We start from the raw sequence: 25,163 nt of genomic DNA on the forward strand, positions 1-25,163 counted from the left end.
ATTGGGTTTGACAGCTGAAGTAATTCTGGCCCTTAATGAGGGGCTGTTAACCTTTTGAGATCAACAGCCCCAGGGCTAATCAAACAAGAAGGAACTTGCAATTTGGACGACATATCGACGGGAACGTTAGCGACCGTTTTGGTATTGCTCATCTTTATTTCTGCGTACTTTTCCGGCTCCGAAACCGGCATGATGGCATTAAACCGATACCGGCTTCGGCACTTATCCAACCAAGGGCACAAAGGCGCCAAGCGTGTAGAAAAATTGCTGGAACGTCCTGACAGGCTGATTGGCCTGATCCTCATCGGTAATAACCTGGTCAACATCCTGGCTTCTGCGATAGCAACTATTCTGGGTATGCGCCTGTTTGGCGATCTTGGCGTGGCCATCGCGACCGGCGGCCTGACACTGGTTATTCTGGTCTTTGCAGAAGTCACCCCTAAGACGCTCGCCGCGCTCTATCCCGAAAAAGTCTCTTACACCAGCAGCTTTTTACTCAATGTCCTAATGAAAGTGCTTTATCCACTGGTGTGGATAATAAACGGCATTACCAATGGTTTTCTCAAGCTTATGGGCCTTGCGACCAGTCATGACGGCAAAGATCATTTGAGTTCAGAAGAGCTGCGTACTGTGGTCAACGAAGCTGGTGGGCTGATCCCGCGTCGCCACCAAAGTATGCTGCTGTCGATTCTGGAGCTTGAAGAGATCACCGTAGATGACATCATGGTACCGCGGAATGAAATTACCGGGATCAACGTGAATGACGACTGGAAAGCCATCATGCGCCAGCTCACCCACGCCCCCCATGGCCGTATGGTGCTCTATCGCGACAGCATTGATGAGGTCGTCGGTATGTTGCGTGTGCGTGAGGCATACCGGATGATGGTTGAAAACGAGTTCAACAAAGAGAACCTGCTTCGCGCCGCAGACGAGGTCTACTACATTCCGGAAGGGACACCACTGAATGTCCAGATGCTTAAGTTCCAGCGCAACAAACAGCGTATCGGACTGATTGTGGACGAGTATGGAGACATTATTGGCCTTGTCACACTGGAAGATATTCTTGAAGAGATCGTCGGGGAATTTACCACCTCACTTTCACCAAGCCTTGCTGAGGAAATTACAGCCCTTCCTGATGGCAGTTTTATGATTGATGGCACCGCCAATATCCGCGACCTCAACAAGAGCCTGAACTGGGATTTGCCCACTGACGGCCCTCGCACCCTTAATGGGCTAATTCTTGAACATCTCGAAGACATCCCAAGCAGCCAGTTAAGCATCGAAGTGGAAGGTCACCAAATGGAAATCATTGAGGTGGCAGAAAACATGATAAAGCAGGTAAAAATTCTTCCCGTTCCCAAAGAAGCCCATTTCTAATTTTTACGCTCAAACGCCAACTTAACCGTTGGCGTTTTCTCTTGCTGCCAACAACCAAATTTACCTGAAACGCACGCAGCGTACACCCCATAAAATTAACAACGTTACCAATAGTTAACTACTCTTAATAAGTGTCTCACATGATGTAAAGAAAAGTGCGGCGCGATAGATTTGACCTAAGGAAACAATATGTTCAACGGGAAACTAAAAAAAGAACTCGAAGCGTTGCAAGCCGAAAACAGCCACACCAAAGCAGTTATTGAAGCCATCAATAACAGTGTTGCCACAATTTATTTCACGCCGGAAGGCATCATTAAGCATGCTAATCAACATTTTCTGGCTGCAGTCGGTTTTTCGCGAGAACAGTTGATCGGCAGACATCATCGTGAACTGTGCGATACGGACTATGCCCAAAGTGCGGAATACACCCGATTTTGGGAGCGGCTACGTTCAGGTGAAGTCATTGGTGGTCAGATCCCCCGCGTAAATGCAAATGGTCAACGACTTTGGCTAGAAGCCACGTACTTTCCTATCAAAGAGAACGGCATAGTCACAGAAGTGATGAAAATCGCGTCTGATATAACGAAAGCGAAAACGCGGTTGGATGACCAATCTGCCGTGTTTACAGCACTAGATAAGTCGATGGCCGTGATTGAATTTGAACCCGATGGAACCATTATTCAGGCGAACGCTAACTTCCTCGGGGCTGTAGGCTACGCATTGGATCAAATTGTCGGAAAACACCATCGCATATTTTGTCCCGACCATTTTTATCAAGAAAACCCCGATTTTTGGGGTGAACTTGCGGCAGGTGACTTTAAAGCAGGCCAGTTTGAGCGCATAGACTCGATGGGCAACGTGCTTTGGTTACGGGCGACGTATAACCCGGTTTTTGACAACAAAGGGAAGGTAATACGCGTAGTGAAATTTGCCACCAACATCACCGAAAAAGTCACGCAAGAGCAAGCGATACGCTCAGCGGCCGAAGTGGCATATTCAACATCCGTAGAAACGTCGCAAATCGCCAAACAAGGGGCTGATGTACTGGCTGACACAGTGTCGACCTCACAATCCATTTCAGAGCAAGTCGCTGAAACAGCGTCTTCCATTGCACAGCTCAATGAACAGTCCCAGCATATCGAGGCAATTCTCTCAACCATCAGTGACATCGCAGACCAAACTAACCTTTTGGCGCTTAATGCTGCGATAGAAGCGGCACGTGCTGGCGATCAAGGTCGTGGTTTTGCTGTTGTCGCCGACGAAGTCCGCCAATTGGCTGCAAGAACCAGCCAATCAACAGCAGAAATCTCCGAGGTTGTAAAGAAAAACAGAGAGTTGACGACAGAAGCTACGCGCAAAATGGCGAGTGTGTCAGACTCCGCAGCGAAAGGTCAGCAACAGATAGCAGAAGCCTCATCCGTGATGGAGGAAATTCGTTCCGGAGCAGAAAATGTGGCACAAACAGTCTCCGGATTAAACGTCGGTAACTGATCATTTCTTCACTCACAAAAAACGCTCCACAGGGAGCGCTTTTAGGTTGAGCAGAAAAACCTAGCGTATCCGGCTACCGCTTTCAGCATCAAACAGCACCAGTTTTTCAGGGTTAAAGCCCAGATGCGCCATGTCGCCAGCGTTCAGTGCAACATTCGCTGGCATACGCGCCACCACTTCTTTCCCGCCCAGAGAGGTAATCACATAGGTATCCGCGCCGGTAGGCTCAGTGACATCAACCTTACAGTGCAATGTGCCCTCGCCACCGTCCTGTTCAGTGATATCTTCAGGGCGCACACCGAGACTGACGTTTTTCCCGACATAAGAAGACAGTGCCTTAAAACCGGTATTAATGACAACCGACTGGTGCTCACCATCAAACCCTTCCAGCTCGAGCACGGTTCTGTCATCCCCCGCTTCCAGTACCCTGGCATCAACCAGGTTCATTGACGGGCTTCCCATAAAAGTAGCCACAAACGTATTGGCAGGGTCGTCATACACCTCTGCGGGCGATCCCAGTTGCTGCAATTCGCCGTCTTTCATCACTGCAATCTTGGTTGCCAGCGTCATTGCCTCAATCTGATCATGGGTGACGTAGACAATGGTGGCATTCAAACGCTGGTGAAGACGCTTGATTTCGGTGCGCATATCAACACGCAGTTTGGCATCGAGGTTTGACAGCGGCTCATCGAACAGGAAGATTTTTGGATCACGGACCAATGCCCTCCCCATCGCAACCCTCTGGCGCTGGCCACCAGACAACTGTCCCGGTTTGCGGCTTAACAGGTGTCCGATTTGCAGCATTGAGGACACCTCACCGATTTTGCGCTCCCGTTCAGGTTTGGGCACATTGCGCATTTCCAGACCAAACGAAATATTCTGCGCCACCGTCATATTGGGATACAACGCATAGGACTGGAACACCATGGCAATGTCGCGATCAGCCGGGTGCAGGTCATTGATCACCACATCGCCGATAGCCACCTCACCATCGCTGATGCTGTCAAGCCCGGCAATCATATTCAGCAACGTCGATTTACCGCAGCCTGACGGCCCTACCAGCACCAGAAAATCGCCATCATCAATTGCGATATCAATTCCCTTCAATACTTCAATATGACTAAAGCGTTTTTTTACGTTATTAAGCGTCAAAGAAGCCATTCACATTATCCTTTTACTGAACCTGCCATCAGACCACGAACGAAATAGCGTCCGGCCAGGACATAAACCAAAAGGGTAGGCAGCGCTGCAATCATGGCCCCTGCCATGTGCACGTTGTATTCCTTTACACCCGTGGAAGAATTTACCAAGTTGTTCAGGGCCACCGTAATCGGCGCCGTGTCACCTGATGCAAACGATGCCCCGAAAAGAAAGTCATTCCAGATATTGGTGAACTGCCAGATGATGGTCACCACAATGATCGGCCCCGAACTTGGCAGCAGAATGCGGAAAAACATGCGGAAGAATCCTGCCCCATCAATCATCGCAGCCCGGATAAGCTCACTGGGAAATGCTTCGTAATAGTTACGGAAAAACAGAGTAGTAAAACCCAGACCGTAAACCACATGAACCAACACCAGCCCCGGCGTGGTGTTGGCAATCCCGAGTGTCCCCAGCACCTGACTCATGGGCACCAGCACCACCTGAAACGGAATAAAACAGCCAAACAGCATCAGACCGAATACCCATTTGTGCCCCGGAAAGCGCCATTTGGTCAGTACATACCCGTTGAGCGCTCCCAATAGGGTAGAAAGCAACACGCCCGGTACAGTGATAGCAATCGAGTTGGTGAAGTAACCGCTGATTCCCTCACAGGTCAGCCCGATACAGGCCGTACCCCATGCCGCTTTCCACGGTTCGACGGTCCATACCTCAGGCAGTGCCAGCATGTTGCCCTGACGGATTTCATCCAGCTCTTTAAACGAGGTCACCAGCATCACAAACAACGGCAGCAGGTACATGCAGGCGAACACCAGCAAGGTGGTATAAATCAACACCCGCCAAAATTTAGCCCCCTGAAACGGGGAGTTATTATCAATGCTCTCCATGCTTCGGCTCCTTCAACTCGCTGTAGAGGTAAGGCACGATGATGGCGGCAATGGTCATCAGCATGACAATAGCACTCGCCGAACCTACCGCCATCTGGTTGCGCGAGAAGGTGTAGGAGTACATAAACGTAGCAGGAAGCTCAGTGGCATTGCCCGGCCCGCCACCGGTCAGGGCGATAACCAGGTCATAGCTTTTGATTGCCATATGAGCGAGCACGATAAAGGCGCTCAAAAACACGGGCCGTAACTGTGGAATGATGATCCGGCGATACATCTGGAAGGAGGATGCACCATCAAGCTGCGCCGCTTTCAGCATTTCGCTGTCGATGCCACGAAGCCCTGCTAGGAACATCGCCATCACAAAGCCTGAGGTTTGCCACACGCCAGCTATCACAACCGTGTATATCGCCATCTCAGGGTTAATCAGCCAGTCAAAACTGAAGCTTTCCCACCCCAGTTCATGCATGGTTTTCTCAAGCCCGAGTCCGGGGTTTAAGAACCACTTCCAGGCAGTTCCTGTGACAATAAAGCTCAGCGCCATGGGGTAGAGGAAGACAGGGCGAAGCCCGCCCTCAAAGCGGATTTTCTGGTCGAGCAAAATGGCCAGAAACAGACCAAGCACACAACAAATCACAATATAAAGGATACCGAATACCGCAAGGTTTTCGAGTGCCACCTGCCAGTTCAGGCTGTTCCAGAGTTTTTCATAGGGACGGATCCCATCCAGGTTGTAATTGGGGAGCATCCGAGAACGGCTAAGCGAAATATAGGCTGTCCAGGCAATAAAGCCATAGACAAAAAATAGGATCAGCGCGAACGAGGGTGCAATAACAATTTTTGGCAACAGTTGCTGCCAGAAGCGGCGCGAACTGTACTTTCCTTGTGAAGCCATAGTTGGTCCTTCAAACGACGAGAAACGACTATATGTGGAGTAAAAAAGGAAGGGCTTTACCCCTTCCCCATTGGATTACTGCGCATCCTGAACGGCAGCAACCAGTGCTTTTGTCGCTTGCCTAGCGTCCATACCACCATTGAAGTGGTTGGTTACCACGTCATAGACCGCATTTTTCACCGCTGCTGGAGCCGCGTGTCCATGGGCCATACTGCCGACGAGAGTGTCGTTTTTGTCGGCTTCTGCCAGATCGGCCATGCCTTTCTGCCCGCAAGCATCAAACGCTTCGTTGGAGACATCGGTACGTGCCGGCACCGACCCTTTCACCACGTTGAACGCCGACTGAAACGCCGGAGACATGATGGCTTTTGCCATGGCTTTTTGCGCATCAGAGTCGCCCACATCAAACATCACAAATTGATCAGAGTTGAACGTGACCATGCCCTGGGTGCCCGGCATACGGAAGCAAAGGAAATCCTCATTCGGTTTTTTACCGGCTTTGAGAAACTCACCTTTCGCCCAGTCGCCCATGATCTGCATACCGGCCTTATCTTCAATCACCATGGCAGATGCCAGGTTCCAATCCCGGCCCGGGAAGTTTTTATCTACATAGCCACGCAGCTGCGACATGCGATCAAACACTTTCACCATGGTGTCTGAACCCAACGCTTTTGGATTCAGATCGACCATCGCTTTTCTATAAAAATCGATACCGCCAGTGGTCAACACCACGCCGTCAAAAAGGGTGGCATCCTGCCAGGCCTGGCCACCATGGGCGAGTGGGATATAGCCAGCTGCTTTAAGTTTATCCAGCGTATCAATCAACTCATCCCAATTGGTTGGCTGTTTGGCACCCACTTCATCCAGCAGTTTTTTGTTCGCCCAAATCCAGTTGGTGGAATGAACATTTACCGGTGCCGACACCCACTTACCATCGTATTTGGCAAAGTTTTGCAGCGCATTCGGCACCACACTATTCCAGCCTTCAGCATCGGCGACACGGTTAAGGTTGGCCACCACATCTTCTGCCGCCCAGTCCTGGATATCAAACCCCAACATTTGCACCGCAGTGGGGGGATTGCCCGAGGTCACCCGGGCGCGCAATACGGTCATTGCGTTCCCGCCACCGCCACCGGCAACAGGCATATCCTGCCAACCGATCCCCTGAGCTGCCAAATCGTCTTTGAGAACGTTCAGCGCCGCGGCTTCACCGCCAGACGTCCACCAGTGCAGCACTTCGACATCTTCCGCCTGAGCGACAGTCGCTGATAACAGCAAAGTACCTGCGAGCAGCAGGGTTTGCATCATGTTGTTCTTTATCATGATAGTTGTCCCATTATTGTTGTTCTGTCCCCCCAAGGCATCTGAATGACCTATTCAGCCTGCTTCTATTGCCTGGGAATCTACAGCAGTCTTCCTTTCCAAACCGGGAACCAAGGCCAGACTTCCGACCCTTTATCCCACTACCGAACAACATGACGAACGAACCACAAGCTCCACACCCACAAGGGCATTTCCCGGTACTTTCTGGTTCTCTCGCCATTGTTGCAAGCATTTACATGCCATCTGCCCTATGTCCCCAGCCCTGACCCTGACCGTCGTCAGGGCTGGCGACATCAACCGGCTGTCCTCTAAATCATCAAACCCCACCACCGCGATATCTTTTCCCGGGGTTAACCCCCTATCCTGCAAGGCGCTGTACACGCCATAAGCGATCACGTCGGTAAAGCAAATCACACCCGTGATGGATGGATCCCTGTCAAGCACCCGGTGAATCGCCACAGTGCCGCCTTTACGCTTGGTTGAGCCGGGTTCAATGTCACTGCTTTTCACTGTTAAACCGGCTTCCTGCATCGCTTTCAAAAAACCCGCCTTACGCCCGTGATAATCTGAAATTGCCGTCACGCCACCAACAAACGCGAGCCGCGTGTGGCCAAGCCTGATAAGATGACGCGTTGCCAGATACATACCCTGCTCGTTGTCAGGCATTACTGTCGGCAGCCCAGACCCTTCCACATCCCGCATCAGGCACACCACAGGCTGAGTAACACTGGCCAGCCCCGCGAGCCATTCCGGCTGGGTGCCCGGTGCCGGAGTCATAAAAAAACCAGTCACATTGTGTTCTTTCAGTGATGTCACCATGGTGCGCTGGCGCTCAACACTCTCATTGATATTGACGACAACAGGCATATAGCCTTGTTGTTCCAGTTCTTGCTCTAACGCAATGATCACCTGCGCCAGATACGGGTTAGCCAGATCATTAGCCACGATAGCCACTAGATTGGACTCCCGGCTTCTTAGTCCTGCTGCATCACGGTTATAGACATAGTCCAGCTCACGTATTGCACGATTTACCTTGTCGATGGTATCGGCCTTGACGCCGGTCCCCCCACGAAGCACCAAAGACACCGTCGACTTTGATACGCCCGCTGCTTTCGCAACGTCAATCACTGTGGCTTTTTTAGGGCTTCCATATCCCGCTCTCTGGTTTACGGCCACGCGATCGTCACTCCTGCTCAGACTATTCCGCCCTGAAAAATTACCGTTCAGTTACAAATATATGCGATAAAAAACATTAATTGATCAAAAAATAAACTGGAACGTTCCAGTAAAGGTAGTATATTTGTTCAAACAAGGTTGCAATTTAGTTAAAAGATAAATTAAAAATCAGCCTTCGATCACACCATCACCGCGAGTAATGTGAAAGTGGTTTAAGGACGTGACAAACGCAGAATCAATACCCTGATTTTATTGTGGTTTTTGTCTGCGATTGAGTAGCAAAAGGAGGACGTATGACACTATCCACAGAAAACCTTCCACAGCAGATCCGTGAATTCAAACAGGCACTAAAAGCACAAGTGCCAGATTACCAAAACAGATTTCAACAGGTTTCAGAAGCCATGGAGGAGGAAATTGCCCGGATCCGACAGGAGGAGGCAAGAGGCTCTGCCATTCCACAATTTGATTTTGCCAAGATTGAAAAGCAGGGATTCAGTGACGAACAAAGACAGCAAGTTCACCGCACCGGTTGCTGTATTATCCGCAACACATTACCGACCAAGGAAGTCAGTAAACATAACGAGGCTATTTCCCGCTACATCATCGATAATGGTTACTATGAACACACCCCAACGGTAGAAGATAATTACTTCAGCCAATTGAAATCTGACAAGCCCCAGATTTTCGGCATCTATTGGTCACAAGCCCAGATCTGGGCTCGCCAGCACCAGAACATGGCCACCATCCGCAAACACCTTAACCACCTCTGGACATGGCAAGACGGCGAAAACACCTTCTTTAACCCCGATCTGGAAGTGAGCTATGCTGATCGCGTCCGTCGCCGGGAACCCGGTGATGCCACCCTAGGGCTTTCTCCCCACGTGGACTCAGGTTCGATTGAACGCTGGATTGAGCCTCATTACCGGGAGGTTTACCGCGACGTCTTTCAGGGCAACTGGCAGAAGTATCAGGCTTTCCACGGCGCCAACCGCATCGACGTGGAAGAGTACCCGTCACCAGCAGTATGTAGTGTGTTCCGTACGTTTCAGGGCTGGGTGGCACTCACTGCCCAAGGCAAAGGCGATGGCACATTGCAAATGGTCCCTTCAACACTTGCTATGCCCTACATGCTGTTGCGCGCCATTCAGGATGATGTTCCTGATGATGATCTTTGCGGCGCGTCACCCGGGCGGGCATTAACAGTATCGCCGAAATGGCACCCTTTATTGCTCAAAGGGCTGTTGTCGATCCCGAAAATGCACCCCGGCGATACGGTATGGTGGCACCCGGATACCATTCATGCCGTAGAAGACAAGCATAATGGTGAGGGATACAGCAATGTGCTGTTTATCGGTGCAGCACCGGATTGCGAAAAAAACCGCCGCTTCCTTGAGAAACAACGCAACGCGTTTCTTGCTGGTGAAAGCTGCCCAGACTTCGCACCGGAGCACCATGAGAAAAACTATGTGGGACGTGCCACAGTGGATGATTTGTCTGCTCTTGGCAAACGCCAGATGGGGTTTAAGTAGCGATTTCCCTAAAGCAGGAAGCGCCATTGAAAGGCGCTTCCTGTTTATGTTTTGTCTGTCTGGGCGGTTTATAACACCTAAAATGGCCACCAACTGCGGTTATCTTCCAGCTCTTCCCGGCAACTTCTCAGCTGGGCACCATACGTCTTGGCCTGGCGTTCAACCTTCCTTGCTACCTGCATGACCTTGGGTTTTGATTTATAAGTGCCGCGTTTAAAGCCACCCCGCCCTTCGTGATAGGCCAGATATTGGTTATAGGCATCCCATTTTGAAATGCCCAGCTGGCGTTGGGTTTCGCTGGTATACCAGCCGATAAACTGCAAGGCATCGCCAAAATCGGTACGAGAACCCCCGTTGCGCGTCGCCTTCTGGTAATCAGACCAGGCAGGGTCCTGCGCCTGTGCGTAACCATAGGCACTGCTCACCCGCCCCCATGGGATCACCCAGAGCATATAATCACGCGGTGGCAGGGCGTTATGTACATACGCACTTTCCTGTTTCACAAACGCCATGGCGATATGAATGGGGGTACCCCACTCGTCTTCCATATCGACAGCATCTTCATACCAATCGTCATACTGGCGGAAAATGCTACAAAGGTTATCTGGATTTTTCGGTGGAGGGGTTGCACAACCGGTCAACGCCAGCGCATAGAACATAAGCAGCCATTTGGAAGTAACGCGCATGAGTGTCCTTTCTATTTATGCTTTTTGTAGACAAACAAAAACAGGCTGGGGATACCAGCCTGTTTTTTATAAAAGAGGTATCGTATCAAAGCGATACACTATCACCAAAATACGCCATCAGATACTGATCGAAGCTGATAGCATCGCTTTGCTCCACATCTTGTTGACGTTTCAGGCTGGCTTGGCTTTCTTCTTCAAATTGCTGGGCCGAAAAATACTGGTAATCACCGCCAGCAAACAGGGAGCGGTTATCCTTGGCGATAGACAGGCCCACCTGACCAATGCTTTTCTTCTCAAGGATCGCATTAAGTAATCTCGCTGACAGGGTTTTCTCTGGTTCATCAAACCAGGTGACCAGTTCCTGACAGACAGCCTGATACTTATCACCACCATATGCCTTGTCCATCACAACGGCCAGCTCTGCCAAATCTGCAAATACCCGGCGGCCCCATTCAGCTTGTGTCAGTTGTTCACCTTCACAGCCAATTTGCAGGGTCAGGCCCGGCTTGCGTCCTTCCAACACTACCTTGTTCCAGTTTTCGCGCCAGCACTGCAATTCGCAATCGGTCATTGGTTCGGACTCTGACAGCACGCACCAAGTCAAAAACAGATCCAGAAAGTAGACCTGGCTTTCATCGATGCCTACCGGACTGAACGGGTTAACATCCAGCGAACGGACCTCAATGTATTCTACCCCGCCACGTTCCAGTGCTTCAGACGGCTTTTCATTGCTTTTCGCAACGCGTTTGGGGCGGATCGGTGCATACAACTCGTTTTCAATTTGCAACACATTACTGTTGAGCTGGCGATAGCCATTTTCGTCTTTGACACCAATTTTGGAGAAATCGTCTGATGGTGTACCAATCGCGGCACGCACACCCTGAAGATACTGCTCCAGACTGTTAAACCCGATTTTGAGGCTGCTTTGTGCATTGTTGGTGTACCCCAAATCACTCAGACGCAATGAGGTGGCATATGGCAGGTAGTAAGTGCCATTGCCGACGGTTTCAAAGGCCAGTGTTGAATCGGTTTTGTTAACGAACGATCCGCACAGCGCCGGAGACGCACCAAACAGGTAAGGGATCATCCAGCCAAAGCGGTAGTAATTCCGGATCAAACCGAAATAGGCCTCAGACACAGATGCCTGCCTGTCATACGACGCCTGCTCACCAAATAACTGCTGCCAGAAGCTTGATGGAAAAGAAAAGTTGAAATGTACCCCGGAAATAATTTGCATCACGCTGCCATAGCGGTGCTTCAGTCCCTGGCGGTAGAGGGTTTTCATCTTTCCTACGTTGGAAGATCCATACTGTGCCAGCATAATGTCATCTTCATTACCTACGTAGCAGGGCATGGATAACGGCCATAGCGATTCCTCACCCAATGCGCGGTAGGTAAAGCGGTGAATATCCTGCAGCTGGGACAGCATTTCCGATACGGAATAGGTAACCGGCGTAATGAATTCCAGTAACTGCTCGGCAAAATCGGTAGTGATCCACTGGTGCGTCAAGGCAGAGCCTAGCGCTTTCGGGTGGGTGTCGGATGACAAGGCACCTTGTGGTGTAATGCGCAACGCTTCACGCTCAACACCCCGGCCAATGCTTTTTAGCGCTTCCGGATGCTCAGAAAACGCTTCCAACCTTTTTGAGAAACTAGTCAAGGCTGCACTCGTTTATTGTAATAAAGCAGTAAGATGGCTAAGCATAATCACCTTTTCATGCAAATGCCATCTCACTGTTTCCGCTGTTAGCTTCCCTGCCACAATTTAGTGTTTAATTCTCAATCACTAAACGTTTTACGGGCAGTCCCAGTGTCGATAATGCCGGCTCAAGCGATGCCGCATCACCCACAATAATGATCTGATAGTCTTCAGGCCTAAACCATTTGGCAGCCAGTTTATTGAGGGTGTCTTTGCTCACCGTCTCAATGATTTTTTTCTGCTGCGCCTTATAATCTGGCGGCAGTTGATAACGCAACATGTTGTCAATAAGACCGGCTTTATCCCCAGGTGTTTCATAGCTTAGCGCATCTTTTTGCCCAGCCGCGAGACGCAAGAATGCCAGCTCGTCATCTGTCATGCCACTTTCTGCCATCGTGCGCAATTCATTTTGCATTTCCCGCACCGCATCTACCGTGCTGTCAGCACGTACTTGCGTCTGGTAGACAACACGACCATGATCCTGATCTCCCACAACGTAGCCACCCGCTCCGTAAGTGTAGCCCTTGTCTTCCCGTAAGTTGAGATTCAGGCGCGAATTGAAATTGCCCGCCAGGTTAAAGTTAGCTAACTGGGTCTGGAACATTTCCCCGGTAGCGTCATAGGGCATGGCATGACGTACCATTTGCACCACACTTTGCGGTGCCCCGGGTTTATCCACCAACCAGATTTGCGATTGCGAATAGCGCTTGGGTTTTACACGCGCAGGCTCAGTCGCTTTACTGCCCTGCCATAAACGAAGTCCATTGAGTTTTGCCAGTAAGGTTTGCCTGTCAATGTCGCCAACCGCAATCAGGCGTGCGTTGTCCGGCGTGTAATGCGCAGCATAAAACTGCTTCACATCGTCCAGTGTCAACTGACTCAGTGTTTCTTTTGTTCCTTCAGAAGGCAGAGCATGCCAAGGGTCAGCATAGAGCACTTCGCGCCTTGCCTGCCCAGCTAGCCATTGTGGTGTTTGGTGACTAAACTGGATGCCTTCCAGTGACTGCTTTTTCAAACGGTCAAAATCGGTTTCACTGAATTTAGGGTTAAACAGCATATCCCCAGCAAGTACCAGAGTCTCTCTGAGATGTTTTGTCAGGGAAGAAACACTGACGATGGTGTTTCTGGAAGACGCGGTAACGCTGATACTGGAACCGAGGCGATCAAGTTCTGCTGCGATCTCCTCACTGGTACGGTTGGTGGTACCTTCTGCCAACAAGTCCGCAGTGAGTGACGCCAGGCCATTCTTCCCTTCCGGCTCCATCAGGCTACCTGCCTGTAGTACCAAATGTACCGTGACCGTTGGGGTTTCCTTGGATTCTGACCCGGTGATTTCAATGCCATTTTCCAGGGTAGCCTGATAGAGCTCAGGCACATTGACACTAACCGCACCATTCGGGGATGGTGGCACACTGCGATCAATGGTCTCCGGCGTGTAACGCATCGGTGTTTTTTCACTCCCGCCAGCAACCTGTTTCACCCTGACAGCCGTAAAATTCTGGGGCGCAGCTTCCAATGCGGTATTACCGACGGGGACAACAGACACATTCACCGAAGGTTGGTGCCATATAAAGCGTTTAAATGCCGCTTCTACATCCTGGGTCGTCACCGCATCCAGTTCAGCCAGCCAGCTGCCAAGACGGTCAGGATCACCATAGAAGGTTTCATTGGAGGCAAGCTGTGAAACCTTACCCTGAACACTCTGCAAGCCGAACACAGCGCTGGCTTCTGCGCTGCCTTTCACTTGCGCCAGATCGTCCTCTTTAATGCCGCGCACCTTGAGCGAATCCAGCACTTTCATCACGTCTTCGCGAAGCGCTTTCAGGCTTTGTCCCTGGTTGCCCAATACATAAAGCTGGAAGTTACAGGCAAGCTCAGCACAATCCTGATAGGCACTGGCACTGAGTGCTTTTCCCGGTTTAACCAAATCCTGATACAGAAGGCTGTTTCTCCCCTGCCCCAGCACAGAGCCCAACATGTCGAGTGCAACCTGTGATTCTGCACCAGGGTACTCGGTCGGCCAGCTCATCATCAGCATCGGTTGGCGGATCTTGTCTTCCAACGTCACAAAGCGGTCGACATCAATGGTCACCGGCCACTTCTCGGCCGCTTTCACCTCCGGCCCCCGAGGAATATCGCCAAAGTACTTTTTCACCCACGCCAGCGTCTGGTCGATGTCGATATCACCACCAATGGTCAGTGTCGCGTTGTTAGGCCCATACCAGCGAAGAAAGAAGGCTTTCAGATCGTTAACATCAACCCGGTTGAGATCCTCGACATAACCAATGGTTGACCAACTGTAGGGATGGGTAGGGGGATAAAGGGCGGCCGCCAGCGTTTCATGCACCAATCCATAAGGGCGGTTTTCGACACTCTGTGCCCGTTCATTTTTTACTGTATCACGCTGAATTTCGAACTTGCGCTGCGAAACGGCTTCAAGCAAAAAGCCCATACGATCCGATTCCAGCCACAGCATTTTTTCGAGCTCATTGGCCGGCACCGTCTGGTAATAATTGGTACGATCCCGGTTAGTGGCGCCATTTACACTGCCGCCGGACTCGGTGACAGTTTTAAAATGCTGCTGATCCCCAACGTGCTTGGAGCCCTGGAACATCATGTGTTCAAAGAAATGGGCGAATCCAGACTTACCCGGCTCTTCCCGGGCAGATCCAACATGGTAGGTGACATCAACGTGCACCAAGGGATCAGAATGATCTGGGTGGAGAACAACCGTCAGGCCGTTATCAAGCTGGTATTTCTGATAAGGAATGGCAGGAACATCACCGCCTGCTTGCTTTTGTTCTTCAACAAAGGTGATGCCTTCGGGAAGTGCCGCATCTGTTGATGTCTGGTAAATGCCACATCCCGACAGCCCAAGCAGGGCTGCAGAAAGGATTAAGTAACGCACACACTGTCCTTTTCGGTAGTTAATACAAAATGCCCCGGGTGATCAGCGACAGGATCAAATATCTCAGTGCCTTACCGGTCGCAATCAGGATCCAGCACCAACGTTGTTTGAGTCTCAGCCATCCTGCCGCAAGGCAAAGCGGATCGCCAATCACTGGTAGCCAACTGAGCAGCAGTGTCCAGTACCCGTAGCGCTGAAGCCAGTTAATGGCTTTTTGACCATGTTTTTGTTCAAGGGTTCGCGCAGGGATCACACGGCCAATCCAGTAATTGGTCATTCCCCCGAGCGTATTGCCAAGGGTGGCAACAAGTACCAGAATGCCGACGCCAAATTCGCGCTGTTTCAGCAAGTAAACCAGATTAGCCTCAGAACCACCGGGCAATAAGGTTGCACTCAGAAAACCGGTGGAAAACAACACCCAAAGTGCAGACTCCCCGTTAATCCAATCCAATGTCTGTCACCCTGACATCAATGACATCCATCCCGGCTGATGCGGCGGCATCAATGCCAAATTGCGCATCTTCAAATACCAGACATTTTTCCGGTGACACATTCAAAAGCGTCGCACAACGAAGAAAGGTATCCGGCGCCGGTTTGTGGGCAGCGACCTGATCTGCACCCACAACATAGTCAAACAAGGGAAGAAGCTGGGACTTTTCCAGCATCCTGACAGCGATATTGGTTAATGTCCCAGTACCTACTGCCATGGGCTTTTTCCCGGCATAGCGACGGGCGACCGCAGCAAAAGGCAACACGTCGAGATGCTCTTCCATCAATCCCGCAAAATGCTGTAACTTTCTGTCGGCCAGCGCCTGTGGATCAACATCCAGCTTCAGTGTTTCCACCAGCGCTTTTGCTGTCAGGAGTGTCGGACTGCCGCCACGGGTGTGATACCAGCTTTCGTCAACTGAAAAGCCAAAGTCTGCCGCTGTTTGTTGCCATGCTGCAAAATGCGCCGGCATCGAATCCAGCAAGGTGCCATCCAAATCGAAAATCAAGGCATCATAGTGATCGTAACGACTCATTACTGGGGGATCTCCAACAACATTTTTCCACGGGTCCTGCCGCTCTGGATAGCAATGTGCGCCTGAACACCCTGCTCAAGCGGATAAATCTGACTGATTTCAATATTAAGCATGTTATCAGAAATAGCATTCAGCAACGCATCCAGCTGCGCCGTATTCGGTTCAACCAGCATGCCCAGGGCATCAATGCCCCGTTTTTCCGCCACCTCGATGATACGTGGAGCCGTTATCGTCGGCACGGTGACAACCCGCCCGCCCATTTTAACGGCAGCCAATGCCGCTTCACCGACATCACCCCCCATCAGATCGATCAGTACATCAACATCCTGAACCTGCTCTTCCACGGGTGCCTTGGCGTAATCCAGTGCCTTGGCACCCAAGGATTCCACAAAGGCGAGGTTTTTTTCAGAACAGCTGGCGTAAACGTCAGCGCCCTTTGCCTTGGCGAGCTGGATGGCAATGTGTCCCACACCGCCTGCCCCGGCAAGGATCAGTATTTTATCGCCTTTTCCAGCATTCACTTGTTCCAGCGCCTGAAGCGCAGTCAATCCCGCCACGGGCAATGTGCAGGCTTGCTCCAGAGTGACCTCTTCCGGAATCAAAGAGAGTGCATCCGCCGGTGCACAAAGGTACTGACCATAGCCGCCCCCTTCCACAATGCGCCCGACAACACGATCGCCCGCTTTGAATATACCACTGTCATGAACCACGACACCGGCGGCATCGAACCCGGGTGTCCAAGGCAGGTTGTCCTTAATTTTTTCAGCGCCCCAGCCAAGTCCTGCACGGGTTTTGGCATCTATCGGATTGACCCCAGCAAAGGCCACTTTCACCAGTACCTCGCCTTCGGATGGGGTTGGGATGTCGGATTTTTGCAGTTTGAGGGTGTCAGGTTCACCGAAAGCAGTGATCACAAGTTGAAGGTTCTGGGGCATGGTTTCATCCTTTTCTACGCCAGCGTTAGCGTCCAGTGTTAATAAAAAAAGCGGAAGACTCAATGCCTTCCGCCTTATTATTTGGATGAATGTGCTATTTGGGTCTAGCCAACCAGTGCGAGCAGAACGCCGGCTGCAACTGCCGAGCCCAGCACACCGGCCACATTGGGCCCCATCGCATGCATCAGCAGGAAGTTGTGGGGGTTCGAATCCAGCCCCACCTTGTTCACGACCCGCGCTGCCATCGGTACGGCTGACACACCTGCCGCACCAATCAGTGGGTTGATGTTATCTTTGCTGTACTTGTTCAAAAGCTTCGCCATTAAAACACCTGCCGCCGTACCGATACTGAATGCCACCGCCCCCAGCACCAGAATGCCGAGGGTTTCAAACTGCAGAAATGCATCTGCCTTCAGCTTCGAGCCCACCGCCAGCCCAAGAAAGATGGTGACGATATTAATCAATTCGTTTTGTGCTGTGTTCGACAGACGGTCAACCACACCACACTCACGCATCAGGTTACCCAGACAGAACATACCCACCAACGGAGTGGCTGATGGCAGGAACAAAATCGCCATCATCAGCACAGCCAATGGGAAGATAATTTTTTCTGTCTTCGAGACATGGCGCAACTGCTGCATTTCAATCTTGCGCTCTTCCTCGTTGGTCAGCAGCTTCATGATAGGCGGCTGGATAATCGGCACCAATGCCATATAGCTGTAGGCTGCCACCGCAATTGCACCGAGCAAATCCGGCGACAGGCGACTGGCCAGAAAGATAGCGGTTGGGCCATCTGCGCCCCCAATAATAGCGATAGAGGCCGCATCCGCCAGGGTAAACTCCATTCCCGGCACCAGATTCAGCAAAATCGCACCAAACAAAGTGGCAAAAATACCAAACTGCGCAGCGGCTCCTAACCACAAGGTTCTGGGGTTGGCGATAAGCGCGCCAAAGTCAGTCATCGCACCGACACCCATGAAAATCAGCAGCGGGAAGATGCCTGACTCAATGCCAACGTAGTAGATGTAGTACAGCACTCCACCCGGCTCGGTAAAGCCGGCGTTTGGAATGTTCGCGAGGATAGCACCAAAGCCGATTGGCAATAGCAGCAAGGGCTCAAAACCCTTGCGGATGGCAAGAAATAACAGGATACAACCTACAGTGATCATCACCAATTGGCCAAAGTCAAAGTTAGCCAGACCTGTTTCACTCCAGAGGATCAACAAACCTTCCATGTTTTCCCTCTTACGCCAGACTCAGCAGCGGTGAGCCAACAGTGACAGAATCACCCTCTTTCACCATCACGTCCTGCACAATCCCGGCACGGGTTGCACGAACTTCTGTTTCCATCTTCATCGCTTCCAGAATAAGCAGCACATCACCTTCCTGAACCTGATGACCTTGTTTCGCGACGACTTTGAAAATATTGCCCGCCAAAGGGGCAGCTACGGCCTCAGAATTGCCGGCAGTAGGTGCCGGGGCGGGCGCCGCCGTTGGTGCAGCCGCTGCTGGTGTAACCGATGTCAGTTCACCTTGCGGGCCAACAACCACATCATACACCTGACCGTTCACCTGAACGCTGTAAGCCTCTGTACCGCTGGCCGGTGTCGGTGCAGTTGCTGGCGCGACCTCAGGCTCAGTACCCGGCGCAGGTTCAAACGCATCCGGGTTGCCGCGGTTCTTCAGGAACTTGAGGCCAACCTGTGGGAACAGGGAATACGTCAGTACATCATCAACCTGTGCTTCAGCCAGTAAAATGCCTTCGGCTTTGGATTTTGCAATCAGTTCCTCAGTCAGAATATGAAGCTCTGGCTCAAGCAAATCAGCAGGGCGGCAGGTAATCGCTTCACCACCATCCAGCACACGCGCCTGAAGCGCTGTGTTCACAGTCGCCGGTGCCGCGCCGTATTCGCCTTTCAGCACACCTGCGGTTTCTTTGGTAATGCTCTTATAGCGCTCGCCGGTCAGTACGTTGATCACCGCCTGGGTGCCCACGATTTGGGAAGTCGGTGTGACCAATGGGATATATCCCAGATCTTCGCGAACGCGTGGGATTTCTTCCAGCACTTCATCGAGGCGATCCGCAGCGCCTTGCTCTTTCAGTTGGCCTTCCATGTTGGTCAGCATGCCACCCGGCACCTGGGCAATCAGGATACGAGAATCCACGCCTTTCAGCTGACCTTCAAATTTGGCGTACTTTTTACGGACTTCACGGAAGTAAGCTGCGATAGGTTCAATCTTCTCAAGTTGAAGCCCTGTGTCACGCTCGGTGCCCTGCAGCATGGCAACCACAGTTTCAGTCGGGGTATGCCCATACGTCTGGCTCATGGATGAAATCGCCGTGTCCAGCACATCCAGACCCGCTTCAATGGCCTTCACCGCAGTTGCCGTAGAAAGACCGGTCGTCGCATGGCAATGCAGCGCAAGAGGGATATCACAAGAGGCTTTGATACGCTTGATCAGCTCTTCAGCTTCGTAAGGCTTAAGCAGGCCAGACATGTCTTTAATACACAGGGAATGACAGCCCAAATCTTCCAGGCGTTTCGCCAAATCGGTCCAGGTGTCAATCGTGTGGTAAGGGCTGGTGGTATATGAGAGCGTACCCTGTGCGTGAGCGCCGATATCCACCGCCGATTTCACCGCCTTTTCAAAGTTTCTCACGTCATTCATTGCATCAAAGATACGGAAGACATCCATACCATTGGCGTGTGCACGCTCAACAAACTTCTCCACCACGTCATCCGCGTAATGGCGATAACCCAACAGGTTTTGGCCGCGAAGTAACATTTGCATTGGGGTTTTGGGCATTGCCTTTTTCAGTTCACGCAAACGAACCCAGGGATCTTCGCCCAGAAAACGGATACAGGCGTCAAACGTCGCCCCACCCCAGGTTTCCAATGACCAGTAACCGACATCATCTAACTCAGCGGCTATCGGTAACATATCGTCCAGACGCATGCGGGTCGCAAACAGCGATTGATGAGCATCACGCAAGACAACGTCTGTAATAGCAAGTGGCTTAGACATACGACAAAACTCCTTGTAATTGTATGTTTCGCATCAGCTAGCGCTGACGATTACGATATTTATGAACAGCAGCTGAAATAGCGGCAATGGTTTCCCCGGATATCTGGCCATGATTGTTACTTGAAGGGGGGGGCGTGGTGGCGGTTGCCTGCGGCGGCAACTCTTCGGGGATCAAACGGGACATCAGTTTGACCAGACCAACCAAAATAGTAAGAAAAACGAAAACCACCACCATGCCTGTCAGCATAAGTGTGGCAGCGTGTTGGAGTGTACTACCCAAATCCATATGCGTATTTCCCTGCTGATGCTGCCCTGTCTTCCAAACACCGGGCAGCCAAACACATTCCCACAAAATGGTGTGTTACATTTTGTGGAGAATTTACTTACTCAGTTAAGTTGTTGGTCAAAATACTAACAAAAAGCAATGATGACAATCCTGCTGTTCTCATCATTTGTTCCATTTTCGGCCTCTAACGCAATAAAGACGCGAAATTGTTGCTGCACTGTTAAAAGCGGAGTGGTAAATAGGCGCTATTCTTGTTGCAGAAAGATCATCACATAAAACCGCAGGTTTTCATGCAATTAATCTCGTTTTTCAGTGTAATGGGACAAAGTTCGGTCGAAAACCAGCGAAAATGCAGAAACGAGAGAATGCTACGCTAAGTCAGCTTTTTGAGACAATGGAGAGTTAGTCGAAAAGATGAAATAAAAATGCAAAAGAGGATAATGGCGCGTCCGGGAGGATTCGAACCTCCGACCGCCTGGTTCGTAGCCAGGTACTCTATCCAGCTGAGCTACGGACGCGCAGGCATTGATTGACACTGGTATCAATCAAGGTAAAGGTGAAGATGGCGCGCTCGGGAGGATTCGAACCTCCGACCGCCTGGTTCGTAGCCAGGTACTCTATCCAGCTGAGCTACGAGCGCGCAACGTACTTACAAATGGCGGTGAAGGAGGGATTCGAACCCTCGATACGGCTACAAACCGTATACTCCCTTAGCAGGGGAGCGCCTTCAGCCTCTCGGCCACCTCACCGCACAAATCATGGCGCGCTCGGGAGGATTCGAACCTCCGACCGCCTGGTTCGTAGCCAGGTACTCTATCCAGCTGAGCTACGAGCGCACAACAATTCGGGCTTATTTTCCGGCATTTGCCAAAAAACAAAAATATGGCGCGTCCGGGAGGATTCGAACCTCCGACCGCCTGGTTCGTAGCCAGGTACTCTATCCAGCTGAGCTACGGACGCGCAATGCAAGAATGGCGGTGAAGGAGGGATTCGAACCCTCGATACGGCTACAAACCGTATACTCCCTTAGCAGGGGAGCGCCTTCAGCCTCTCGGCCACCTCACCGTCTTGCGGAGGCACATATTACTTTGAGCCAAGAATATGTCAAACATTTTATCGGGAAAAACCGGCAATCCCGTTGCGTTTGCACACTTCTCCGCCACCTCACAGTTTAAGCGGACAAAATTACCGCCAATTGCATTTTAAATGAACGACATGAGCAAACTTGGTCTATCTGACCACTGGCAAGAAAAGCGAGATTAATGCTATCGGTTTTTTATCGGCTATAAAAAGAAGAAAAGGCCGAGTACAACTCTGGCCTTTCTGAAAACATCTTACACAGTGCTTAGAAGTTACCACCAGTGGGTGCTGGGTTGCCTTTCTCTGCCTGTATACGCATATAGATTTCTTCACGGTGAACAGACACTTCTTTAGGCGCGTTTACACCGATACGTACCTGATTGCCTTTTACGCCCAGCACAGTCACAGTCACTTCATCACCAATCATCAGCGTTTCGCCGACGCGACGAGTCAAAATCAGCATTCTTCTACTCCTTGAGTATTTACAACTTTCTTCTAGTTGAGTCTGTTTGGTCTTTTTACTGCACGAGATTAACTCACACGGCAGCATAAGCCCCGAGATGGACGTTCAACTACTTTCCTTCCTGGCGAGCATCCGTTGCAGGCACCAGTAAGTTTCGTGTGCCTGTCTGGCATAACAATATGGCCCATTTCACTGGCTAACTCCAGTTAACCAATGAGATTTCCACTATCGAATCCAGACATTGTGACCCCTGTGCCCAGAAGATCACGTTGTCAGATGCTGCGAAGCAGGAGAAGTTCATCCTACCGGCGCAAAAAATCGCATCGTATGGTTGAAAATTGATAGCCATACTTACATTAAGGCGATGCACTATACAGCGTTAAAATAAAAGTGCAATTAATAAACTATGTGTTGTATTAGATAAAAAAAAGGCTTCCAGAGGAAGCCTTTTTTTACAGTGAATTTTTGGGTTGAAAAAGCAGTTACAAACGCTCCGCCAGCCATGGTGACACAGATGCCAAAGCCGCAGGCAGCGCAGCCACATCAGAGCCTCCGGCCTGAGCCATATCAGGACGACCGCCCCCTTTACCACCCACTTGTTGGGCCACCATGTTAACCAGTTCACCGGCCTTCACTTTACCCGTCAGGTCTTTGGTCACACCTGCAATCAGGCCAACTTTGTCATCCGCCACATTAGCAAGGAATACCACACCGCTGCCCATCTGGTTTTTCAGGTCATCAACCATGGTACGCAGTGCTTTGCTGTCGGCACCGTCCAGTTTACTGATCAACACTTTGATGCCATTGATTTCCTCAACGTTATTGATCAGGTTTGCGCTTTCCTGAGCCGCCAGTTTCTCTTTCAGGAGCTGGATTTCTTTCTCCAACAATCTGGCACGGTTTTGCGATTCAGACACTTTCTTCGCAAACTCTTGCTGCTGGCTGTAGAAGGCTTCTTCCGCGCCTTGGCCAGTAACAGCTTCAATACGGCGTACGCCTGCCGCAATACCGCCTTCAGAAACGATCTTCAGCATGCCGATATCACCGGTACGGTTGGCGTGAGTACCGCCACAAAGCTCAATCGAGAAATCGCCCATGGTCAGTACGCGCACGTTGTCGTCATACTTTTCACCAAACAGGGCCATGGCACCTTTGGCTTTCGCCGCTTCGATGTTCATGATTTCGGTCGACACTTCATGATTACGGCGAATATGTTCGTTCACCAGTTTCTCAACCGCGCGAAGTTCTTCCGGTTTCACTGCTTCAAGGTGAGAGAAGTCAAAACGCAGGCCTTCTGCACGAACCAGTGAGCCTTTCTGCTGTACGTGTTCACCCAATACAACACGCAGTGCTTCATGAAGCAAGTGCGTCGCCGAGTGGTTCAGGGCAATCGCTTGACGACGCTCAGCATCCACTTTCGCATCAACAGTGTCACCAACGCTTAGCGTACCGTCGACCAGTTTACCGCGGTGGCCAATGGCAGCCCCATATTTCTGGGTATCGATAACTTCGAACTTGCCTGCTTCTGTAACGAGGAAGCCTGTGTCACCGCACTGGCCACCTGATTCGGCATAGAATGGTGTCTGGTCGAGAATAATCACCGCTTCGTCTGCGGTTGCCAGCGCTTCAGACGCCATGCCATCAACAAAGATATTGGTGATCAGGCCCTCGCCTTCCGTCGCGCCGTAACCGGTAAACGCTGACTCACCGTCCACTTTAATCACTGCGTTATAGTCGGTACCGAACTGGCCCGCCTCGCGGGCACGCTGGCGCTGCGCTTCCATTGCAGCCTCGAAGCCTTCCTCATCAATAGAAAAACCACGCTCACGCGCGACATCATTGGTCAGGTCAGCCGGGAAGCCGTAAGTGTCATACAGTTTGAAGACGGTTTCGCCGTCCAGCACCTTGCCGTCCAGCGCTTCCAGTGCGTCATTCAGGATTGCCATGCCGCGATCCAGTGTGCGACCGAAGTTTTCTTCTTCAATCTTCAGCACTTTCTCAACCACAGCTTGCTGCTTTTTCAGCTCTTCACCGGCAGAACCCATCACCTCAGCCAAAGGCCCAACCAGTTTGTAGAAGAAGGCACCGGTTGCACCCAGCTTATTACCGTGACGCACGGCACGGCGGATAATACGACGAAGCACATAACCACGGCCTTCGTTTGAAGGCATCACGCCATCAACAATCAGGAATGCACACGAACGGATGTGGTCAGCCACAACACGCAAAGACTGGTTGGACAGATCGTCATAACCAATCACTTCCGCCGCGGATTTGATCAGGGTCTGGAAAACATCAATTTCATAGTTTGAGTGAACGCCCTGCATAATGGCAGCAATACGCTCAATACCCATACCGGTATCAACTGATGGTTTAGGCAGTGGTTCCATCGTGCCATCAGCATGACGGTTGTACTGCATGAATACGTTGTTCCAGATTTCGATGAAACGATCGCCGTCTTCTTCTGGTGAACCCGGAGGACCACCCCAGATGTGATCGCCATGATCGTAGAAAATCTCAGTGCAAGGACCACAAGGACCGGTGTCCCCCATCTGCCAGAAGTTGTCTGACTCGTAAGGTTTGCCACCTTTCTTGTCACCAATGCGAACAATACGGTCTGCCGGGATGCCAATTTTCTCGTTCCAAAGGGCAAACGCTTCATCATCGGTTTCGTACACAGTCACCATCAGGCGTTCCTTTGGCAACTTGAGCACTTCAGTCAGAAATTCCCAAGCAAAGGAAATGGCATCTTCTTTAAAGTAATCACCAAAGCTGAAGTTACCCAGCATTTCAAAGAAAGTGTGGTGACGGGCAGTGAAGCCTACGTTTTCCAGGTCGTTGTGCTTACCACCCGCACGGACACAGCGCTGTGCGGTTGTTGCTCGGGTGTAGGCGCGTTTTTCTAGGCCTAGGAAGCAATCTTTAAACTGGTTCATACCTGCGTTTGTGAACAACAGCGTTGGGTCGTTGGCAGGCACGAGCGATGAGCTAGACACAATAGCGTGCCCTTTGCTTTCAAAGAATTCGAGAAACGCACGGCGGATCTCGTCGGTGCTCATGTACATTGGCTAATCCTGAAAAATGGAGTTGTAGTAATCACTGCGTCGCCGAATAAGCGACGTGATCAGCGTCAATTGGCGGTCATTGTAAACAACCTGACCCATGGCGAAAAGAGGTAGAAACAAGATAGATCGCAGACTATGCCTGCAACGACAGGG

The 25,163-nt window shown here is 51.1% G+C and carries 19 protein-coding genes and 6 tRNA genes; 3 read left to right on the forward strand and 22 right to left on the reverse strand.

The window, feature by feature from the left end; genetic code table 11:
* The first annotated feature begins 102 nt into the window (after positions 1–102).
* Both VHA_RS03345 and VHA_RS19190 read left to right on the forward strand, forming a co-directional pair.
* On the forward strand, positions 103–1,377 hold the full coding sequence (locus tag VHA_RS03345; RefSeq protein ID WP_005501833.1) for an HlyC/CorC family transporter: 1,275 nt from the start codon (positions 103–105) through the stop codon (positions 1,375–1,377).
* A 189-nt stretch (positions 1,378–1,566) separates the two neighbouring features.
* Positions 1,567–2,868, forward strand: a complete 1,302-nt coding sequence (locus VHA_RS19190; protein ID WP_005501835.1) for a methyl-accepting chemotaxis protein — start codon at positions 1,567–1,569, stop codon at positions 2,866–2,868.
* A gap of 60 nt (positions 2,869–2,928) precedes the next feature.
* On the opposite strand, the gene VHA_RS03355 is transcribed toward VHA_RS19190, so the two are convergent.
* From VHA_RS03355 to VHA_RS03375, 5 genes are all read right to left on the reverse strand, one after another.
* On the reverse strand, positions 2,929–4,029 hold the full coding sequence (locus VHA_RS03355; protein ID WP_005501838.1) for an ABC transporter ATP-binding protein: 1,101 nt from the start codon (positions 4,027–4,029) through the stop codon (positions 2,929–2,931).
* A gap of 5 nt (positions 4,030–4,034) precedes the next feature.
* The gene (locus VHA_RS03360) at positions 4,035–4,916 is read right to left on the reverse strand and encodes a carbohydrate ABC transporter permease (RefSeq protein ID WP_005501841.1); all 882 of its coding nucleotides are present in this window, start codon (positions 4,914–4,916) and stop codon (positions 4,035–4,037) included.
* The gene (locus VHA_RS03365) at positions 4,903–5,808 is read right to left on the reverse strand and encodes a carbohydrate ABC transporter permease (RefSeq protein WP_005501844.1); all 906 of its coding nucleotides are present in this window, start codon (positions 5,806–5,808) and stop codon (positions 4,903–4,905) included. Before VHA_RS03365 ends, VHA_RS03360 begins: the two co-directional genes overlap by 14 nt.
* Positions 5,809–5,883: 75 nt before the next feature.
* Positions 5,884–7,131, reverse strand: coding sequence for an ABC transporter substrate-binding protein (locus VHA_RS03370; protein ID WP_040528143.1), 1,248 nt, complete (start codon positions 7,129–7,131; stop codon positions 5,884–5,886).
* Positions 7,132–7,263: 132 nt separating this feature from the next.
* Entirely contained in the window at positions 7,264–8,307 is a 1,044-nt protein-coding gene (locus tag VHA_RS03375) for a LacI family DNA-binding transcriptional regulator (protein WP_005501848.1), read from the reverse strand.
* 293 nt (positions 8,308–8,600) lie between these two features.
* Here VHA_RS03375 and VHA_RS03380 point away from each other — a divergent pair, with 293 nt between their 5' ends.
* Positions 8,601–9,836 (forward strand): YbiU family protein, encoded by a 1,236-nt coding sequence (locus VHA_RS03380; RefSeq protein ID WP_005501849.1) that lies wholly within the window; start codon positions 8,601–8,603, stop codon positions 9,834–9,836.
* A 77-nt stretch (positions 9,837–9,913) separates the two neighbouring features.
* Here the strand turns inward: VHA_RS03380 and VHA_RS03385 are convergent, their stop codons facing one another.
* The 17 genes from VHA_RS03385 to alaS all read right to left on the reverse strand — a co-directional run bounded on the left by VHA_RS03385 (position 9,914) and on the right by alaS (position 25,010).
* A complete protein-coding gene (locus VHA_RS03385) occupies positions 9,914–10,522 on the reverse strand; it encodes a transglycosylase SLT domain-containing protein (protein ID WP_005501850.1) in 609 nt (202 codons plus the stop codon).
* 85 nt (positions 10,523–10,607) lie between these two features.
* Positions 10,608–12,161: a glutamate--cysteine ligase gene (gene gshA, locus VHA_RS03390; protein WP_005501851.1), complete on the reverse strand. Its 1,554-nt coding sequence runs from the start codon at positions 12,159–12,161 to the stop codon at positions 10,608–10,610.
* 133 nt (positions 12,162–12,294) lie between these two features.
* Positions 12,295–15,129: a M16 family metallopeptidase gene (locus VHA_RS03395; protein ID WP_005501852.1), complete on the reverse strand. Its 2,835-nt coding sequence runs from the start codon at positions 15,127–15,129 to the stop codon at positions 12,295–12,297.
* Positions 15,130–15,148: 19 nt separating this feature from the next.
* Positions 15,149–15,580, reverse strand: coding sequence for a YqaA family protein (locus tag VHA_RS03400; RefSeq protein WP_005501853.1), 432 nt, complete (start codon positions 15,578–15,580; stop codon positions 15,149–15,151).
* A complete protein-coding gene (locus tag VHA_RS03405; protein WP_005501854.1) occupies positions 15,567–16,154 on the reverse strand; it encodes a beta-phosphoglucomutase family hydrolase in 588 nt (195 codons plus the stop codon). The genes VHA_RS03400 and VHA_RS03405 overlap by 14 nt, the downstream gene beginning before the upstream one ends.
* Positions 16,154–17,089 carry an NADP-dependent oxidoreductase gene (locus VHA_RS03410; RefSeq protein WP_005501856.1) on the reverse strand — a complete coding sequence of 312 codons (936 nt, stop codon included), beginning with the start codon at positions 17,087–17,089 and terminating at the stop codon, positions 16,154–16,156. The genes VHA_RS03405 and VHA_RS03410 overlap by 1 nt, the downstream gene beginning before the upstream one ends.
* 104 nt (positions 17,090–17,193) lie before the next feature.
* Positions 17,194–18,324 (reverse strand): sodium ion-translocating decarboxylase subunit beta, encoded by a 1,131-nt coding sequence (locus VHA_RS03415; RefSeq protein WP_005501858.1) that lies wholly within the window; start codon positions 18,322–18,324, stop codon positions 17,194–17,196.
* Between the two features lie 10 nt (positions 18,325–18,334).
* On the reverse strand, positions 18,335–20,116 hold the full coding sequence (oadA, locus tag VHA_RS03420; protein ID WP_005501860.1) for a sodium-extruding oxaloacetate decarboxylase subunit alpha: 1,782 nt from the start codon (positions 20,114–20,116) through the stop codon (positions 18,335–18,337).
* 37 nt (positions 20,117–20,153) lie between these two features.
* The gene (locus tag VHA_RS03425; RefSeq protein ID WP_005501862.1) at positions 20,154–20,402 is read right to left on the reverse strand and encodes an oxaloacetate decarboxylase subunit gamma; all 249 of its coding nucleotides are present in this window, start codon (positions 20,400–20,402) and stop codon (positions 20,154–20,156) included.
* A 441-nt stretch (positions 20,403–20,843) separates the two neighbouring features.
* Positions 20,844–20,920, reverse strand: a tRNA-Arg gene (locus VHA_RS03430).
* Positions 20,921–20,965: 45 nt separating this feature from the next.
* Positions 20,966–21,042: transfer RNA gene (locus VHA_RS03435), tRNA-Arg, on the reverse strand.
* Positions 21,043–21,058: 16 nt separating this feature from the next.
* Positions 21,059–21,151, reverse strand: a tRNA-Ser gene (locus VHA_RS03440).
* A 10-nt stretch (positions 21,152–21,161) separates the two neighbouring features.
* Positions 21,162–21,238 (reverse strand) — tRNA-Arg (locus VHA_RS03445).
* A gap of 47 nt (positions 21,239–21,285) precedes the next feature.
* A tRNA-Arg gene (locus VHA_RS03450) sits at positions 21,286–21,362 on the reverse strand.
* A 12-nt stretch (positions 21,363–21,374) separates the two neighbouring features.
* A tRNA-Ser gene (locus VHA_RS03455) sits at positions 21,375–21,467 on the reverse strand.
* 280 nt (positions 21,468–21,747) lie between these two features.
* Positions 21,748–21,945, reverse strand: a complete 198-nt coding sequence (gene csrA, locus VHA_RS03460; protein ID WP_002537591.1) for a carbon storage regulator CsrA — start codon at positions 21,943–21,945, stop codon at positions 21,748–21,750.
* 482 nt (positions 21,946–22,427) lie between these two features.
* Positions 22,428–25,010 carry an alanine--tRNA ligase gene (gene alaS / locus VHA_RS03465; protein WP_005501865.1) on the reverse strand — a complete coding sequence of 861 codons (2,583 nt, stop codon included), beginning with the start codon at positions 25,008–25,010 and terminating at the stop codon, positions 22,428–22,430.
* Positions 25,011–25,163 lie beyond the last annotated feature (153 nt).

The sequence above is a fragment of the Grimontia hollisae CIP 101886 genome, from assembly GCF_000176515.1.
GTDB lineage: Bacteria > Pseudomonadota > Gammaproteobacteria > Enterobacterales > Vibrionaceae > Enterovibrio > Enterovibrio hollisae.